The organism is Candidatus Enterococcus moelleringii, assembly GCF_017377575.1.
In the GTDB taxonomy this organism is placed as follows: domain Bacteria; phylum Bacillota; class Bacilli; order Lactobacillales; family Enterococcaceae; genus Enterococcus_A; species Enterococcus_A moelleringii.
This window is the reverse complement of sequence record NZ_JAFREM010000046.1, coordinates 1-1,636: the sequence shown is the minus strand read 5'-3', so window position 1 is coordinate 1,636 and position 1,636 is coordinate 1. Positions and strand designations below refer to the sequence as shown.

Sequence of the window (1,636 nt, the reverse complement as noted above, 5' to 3'; positions counted from 1 at the left end):
TATCCTTGAATTAAAGAAAACAGGAAAAGTTTCAACTGTTTAGTCAAAAAGTCGGCGCAGATGTTCAACTTAAATTCCTTTTCATTAAAAATTATAAAATAAAAAAAGGTAGAAAGCAACGTAAAATTCAAATGTGTTGTTAGTTTTTTGAAAAACGTTTCGAAAGAGACATAAAAGCGCCGATGCTACAAGATTTTGTTCGAAGTATTTGTTGTCTATTCTCGTCAAAATTCGTCGTCAAAATTCAAGAAGGAGCTGGTTATTTTATGGCGCGTACAGGAGAAAATATCTACAAGCGGAAGGACGGGCGATGGGAGGGTCGCTACCATATCGGCCGCAGGGAAAATGGGCGATTACGCTACGGATATATTTATGGAAAATCGTACCGGGAAGTAAAGGATAAAATCGAACCGTTACGTAAAAAAATCGCACTATTGTCTCATTATCAAGTTGTAGGAGGCCTAACTTATCAACAATGGATTGATCAATGGCTGGTGGAAATGCAGGATACAGTGAAGGAATCAACTTTCTCAAGCTACAGCTACAAGATCAATCGCTACTTGTTACCTCATTTAGCTGAGATATCTCTGCATGAAATCAATGACGCAAAGCTGCAAGAGTTGGTACAAGGTTGGCTTGAGGAAGGGTTATCTATCAGCAGTATCAAGATTATCGTTGGTCTATTAAGCAGATCTTTAAAAAATGCAGAACAAAAAGGAAAGATCGAAAAGAACCCCTGCATCGATGTGAAGTTGCCTAAGGCTGCGAAGAAAAAAGTACGTTCTCTTTCTAAGCGAGAACAAAAAAAGCTGGAGAAAGCAGCAGACAAGTCGAAAAGCTCAAAGGCATTATCCGCTGTGTTAGCTATGCATACAGGCATGCGAATCGGCGAAATCGCTGCATTGAAATGGGAGAATGTTCTCTTTGATCAAAACGTTATCATGGTAGAAAGTACCTATCAGCGTCTAACAATGCCTGATGGACAGCCTACTGTCATGAATTACGGATCGGTAAAGAGCCACTCATCTTTGCGAGTGATTCCAATGTCAAAAAAAATTCGGGAAGCTCTTGAAACACGTAAGAAGACCTCGGATGAAGAATATGTATTTACCGTGAACGGAAAGCCTTGCGAACCGCGTCTGCTGACTTACCATTTCCATCAGCTGCGGAAAGAAGCTAAATTGGATAAGGTGCATTTCCATCAATTACGTCATACGTTTGCGACGCGCTGTCTTGAAAGTGGTGCGGATATCCCATCAGTAAGTGCCCTATTAGGCCATGCGTCGTCTCAGATGACACTAGATGTTTATTCAGATTCGATGCTAGCGCAACGGGTTGCTGCTATTTCTGGGATGGAAAAAGCAATCAGCTAACTAAATATTAAAAAACTAGAGTTATTTTAAAAAATGCTGAAATTAACTTTGGGGGAGTCTTTTTTTGTCTTTTTTCGAGAAAGCGCTTTCCGAAAGTAATAATCGATTTCCTCATTTCTTTTGAGTTTATCACAAAGAAATATCTCCTTTTTGTTATTAAAAGACATTCTTCAAACCTCAAACGCCGTCATCAAAAACCGTCACCCTAAATTAAGCCCGGTATTACAACCTCTTAATGCCCCATCCTGTTTTCTTTAATTCAA

At 39.4% G+C, this 1,636-nt stretch carries 1 protein-coding gene; it reads left to right on the top strand.

Annotation, left to right across the window (positions count from 1 at the left end; all coding sequences use genetic code 11):
• Nucleotides 1–266: 266 nt before the first annotated feature.
• Nucleotides 267–1,373 carry a tyrosine-type recombinase/integrase gene (locus tag JZO70_RS21740; protein WP_207675800.1) on the top strand — a complete coding sequence of 369 codons (1,107 nt, stop codon included), beginning with the start codon at nucleotides 267–269 and terminating at the stop codon, nucleotides 1,371–1,373.
• Nucleotides 1,374–1,636: the final 263 nt, after the last annotated feature.